This window comes from Streptomyces recifensis, assembly GCF_002154615.1.
GTDB lineage: Bacteria > Actinomycetota > Actinomycetes > Streptomycetales > Streptomycetaceae > Streptomyces > Streptomyces griseoluteus.
The window spans coordinates 1-3,244 of the sequence record NZ_MUNH01000731.1 but is presented as its reverse complement, the minus strand read 5'-3'; the positions used below and the strand labels follow the sequence as shown (position 1 = coordinate 3,244).

Annotated in this window: 4 protein-coding genes; 3 read left to right on the top strand and 1 reads right to left on the bottom strand. The window is 71.4% G+C overall.

The window, feature by feature from the left end; translation table 11 throughout:
• Nucleotides 1-1,217 (bottom strand): S1 family peptidase (locus tag CCN33_RS28985; protein ID WP_086696342.1); only part of this gene is annotated, 1,217 nt, incomplete at its 3' end.
• A gap of 654 nt (nt 1,218-1,871) precedes the next feature.
• Between CCN33_RS28985 and CCN33_RS28980 the strand changes: the two genes are divergently transcribed.
• The 3 genes from CCN33_RS28980 to CCN33_RS28970 all read left to right on the top strand — a co-directional run.
• The gene (locus tag CCN33_RS28980) at nt 1,872-2,087 is read left to right on the top strand and encodes a hypothetical protein (protein WP_031179346.1); all 216 of its coding nucleotides are present in this window, start codon (nt 1,872-1,874) and stop codon (nt 2,085-2,087) included.
• 108 nt (nt 2,088-2,195) lie between these two features.
• Nucleotides 2,196-3,002, top strand: a complete 807-nt coding sequence (locus tag CCN33_RS28975) for an HlyD family efflux transporter periplasmic adaptor subunit (protein ID WP_086696341.1) — start codon at nt 2,196-2,198, stop codon at nt 3,000-3,002.
• Nucleotides 2,999-3,244 (top strand): cysteine peptidase family C39 domain-containing protein (locus CCN33_RS28970; protein ID WP_244173969.1); only part of this gene is annotated, 246 nt, incomplete at its 3' end. The genes CCN33_RS28975 and CCN33_RS28970, both read left to right, overlap by 4 nt.

Genomic DNA, 3,244 nt, shown 5'->3' with positions numbered 1-3,244 from the left:
TCGCCCGCACCGGCCTGGTCCCCGGCGCCTGCCTGGTCGCCCGCGCCCGCCTGGTCGCCGCCGGCACCGGCACCCGCGCCCGCGCCGCCGTCGCCGAGGGTGGCGCCCGTGGCCGCGAGGGCGGCGGTGACCGGCTGGAAGAAGGTCTCGCCGCCGCTGGTGCAGTCGCCACTGCCGCCGGAGGTCAGGCCGATCGCCGCACCCTCCTGGGTGAACAGCGAGCCGCCGCTGTCGCCGGGCTCGGCGCACACGTCGGTCTGGATGAGACCGGTGACGGTGTCGACGCCGTTCGGGTCGGTCTCGCTCTGGAAGTTGACCGTGGCGTCGAGGCCGGTGACCTGGCCGTCGTGCAGCCCGGTGGTGGAGCCCATCCGGAACACGGTCGAGCCGACGGTGGCCTCGGCGGCCTGGGTGATCGCCACGACCTGGCCGTTGCCCGCGTTGACCTCGCTGGGCGCCTGGGTCGCCGGGTCGTCGTACTTGACGAGGGAGAAGTCGCCCTCGCCGGGGAAGGTGGCCTGGTCGACGGTGGCGATGGGCTGCCCGGTCTGCGAGTCGGACCACTCCTTGGCCGCGACCCCGCAGTGACCGGCGGTCAGGAAGGCGGGGCTGCCGTCGGAGGCGGTGACGTTGAAGCCGAGGGAGCAGCGGACGCCGCCGCCCTGCACCTGGGAGAAGATCGCGTCGCCGCCGGAGACGAAGGTCCTGAAGGTGCCGCCGGTCTTCTTCAGCGTGGCCGTGCCGGACCCGAGACCCTGGACGGTGGACTCCAGCCGGTCCCATTTGGCGCCCTTCACCGTGGAGTCGGCGCTGACGACCACCTTGTTGGTGCGCGGGTCGACGGCCCAGGCGGTACCGGGGATGGCCGCCTTGGCCCGCAGAGTCTTCGCGGCGGACTGGAGGTCGGCGGTGCTGTTCTCCACCTGCCGCACGACGGCGCCCGCACTCTTCGCACGTGCGACGGCGGCCCCGTCACCGACGGCGTTGACGACGAGCTGCTGCTTGGCGCTGTCGTAGTAGGAGCCGGCGAACTGGCCGCCCAGGGACTGCCTCAACTGGGCGGCGAGCATGGTCGCGTCGGTGGCCTTGAGGGTCCTCGCGGTGCCCGTCGCGGCCGTGTCCTTGTCCTGGGACGCGTTGGCGTTGGGCAGCAGCAGGGCCGCCGCTCCGAGCGCCGCGACACCGCCGACCGCTATCGCGGCCTTCCTCTTGGGCATGCGCTTGTGACTCAACTTCTCGACCTCCTGGGTGCGGGGGTCTGCCGCTGTCGGGCAGTTCGTAGGGGGGTGCCGGCTGGCTACAGGTACGGGCGGTCCGCCCGGCGCGTTCAATCCCGATTGCCAACTGCGTTGTACGGGTGGGTAATCGGCCACGCCCGCGCCTCTTCTGACACACCGGCACCTCGGTCACCCCTTGTCACGGCGAGGTAGCCCTGCGTCCAACACCATCGGCGGAATCCCCGCTTCAGGGAATCTGCACATCCCGCACCCAGGCAGAGCACGGACCGCGAGGTTTGCGCACCGGTGCGGGTGTCCCGGACACGCCTTTGGAGAGGTGTGCCGGATTCGTGTTACCGGCGGTAGTGGAGACGGTGCGGCGACGGCGCGGGGATTGTGAAGGAGAACCGCCCACGGCGTGCGCACCCCTGCACGAATGAACCCCACCCTGCACCGAACTCGCTGGTGAGAGCCCTGAGCAAGTGGAATCGGGCACGGCGTGCGTGCTTTGATCCATCGCATCGCAGGAACCGCCCCAGGGCTGCCGGAGACGGCGGCCGGAAGGTCTGGAACTCCTCGCGGTCGCGGCCGTCATCTGTCCCCAGAGGGGGCCGCTCCCCCCTTGTGAAGACCCATAGGAAGGGAAGTTCCATTATGAACTCCACCCCCCGTGTCGAGACCGTCGAGATCTCGGACGCCGAGCTGGACAACGTTTCCGGCGGCCTGTCCGTGAACGCCCTCTCCACCGTGACCGGCGCCGTCAACGGCATCGCCCCGGTTTCCGGCCTGGTGGACACGGTCGTCGGCACCGTCGAGGGTGTCACCGGCCTCAACACCGCCCCGGTCACCGGCCTGGTCGCCGGTCTCTGACCGCACCTCGGTGTCACCGAGAGTCCCGGACCCCCTCGCGGGTCCGGGACTCTCGGGCGTCCCGAAACTTTTCCGTGCCGTCGTCTCTCCTCGGGTGAGGGAAGTTCCGTGCAGTTCCGCCAACAGGCCCTCGCCAAGCTCCAGTCGCCGGAGGATCTCGACCTCCCGGTGCGGCTGGCACGCCCGCAGGGGTGGCTCGTACTGGGCATCACCGTCGTCGTGATGGCGGCCGCCTCGGTGTGGGCGGTGACCGGATCGGTTGCCTCCACCGTGAGCGCCCCGGCCATCCTCACGCACGGGCAGGGCAGTTACGTCCTCCAGAGCCCCGTGGCCGGTCAGGTCACCGGTGTGCTCGCCAAGCAGGGGCAACGGCTGCCCGCCAACGCGCCCGTGCTCAAGGTCCGTACCGCGCAGGGCGACGCGGTGATCCGTACCGTCGCCGCGGGCCGGATCACGGCGCTGGCCGCGACCATCGGGCAGATCGTGCAGACCGGCGCCGACGTGGCCGCCGTGGAGAAGGTCGCGCACGACTCCGACCCCCTGTACGCGACGGTGTACGTCCCCGCCGAGAACGCGGCCTCGATCCCCGCGCACGCCACCGTGGACCTGACCGTGTCCTCCGTACCGGCCGAGCGCTACGGCGTGCTGCGCGGCACGGTGAAGTCGGTGGACCGCACGGCGCAGAGCGCGCAGTCGATCGGCGCGTTCCTCGGCGACAGCCAGCTCGGCCGGCAGTTCACAGCCAAGGGCCGCCCGGTCGCCGTGCTCGTCACGCTCGACAAGTCGGCCTCCACGAAGAGCGGTTACCGCTGGTCGTCGGCGGGAGGGCCGCCGTTCGGGCTCGATTCCATGACCCTGGCCTCCGGTGCGGTCCATCTGAGCGACCAGCGCCCGATCGATTGGCTGCTTCCGTGACCGCCCCGACCGACACCGCGCAGGAGAACCGCGGCCCCAGACGGGCCGCCCCGGCCCGCCGCCCGGTACCCAAACCCCGTGGCGGCACGGTGCGTACACCCACCGTGCTCCAGATGGAGGCCGTGGAGTGCGGCGCCGCCTCCCTCGCCATGGTGCTCGGCCACTACGGGCGCCATGTCCCGCTGGAGGAACTCCGCATCGCCTGCGGTGTCTCCCGCGACGGCTCGCGCGCGAGCAACCTG

Coding starts and splice junctions, on each gene's coding strand:
- CCN33_RS28980 (WP_031179346.1), top strand. CDS start 1,872: ATGAACTCCACCCCCCGTGTCGAGACCGTCGAGATCTCGGACGCCGAG.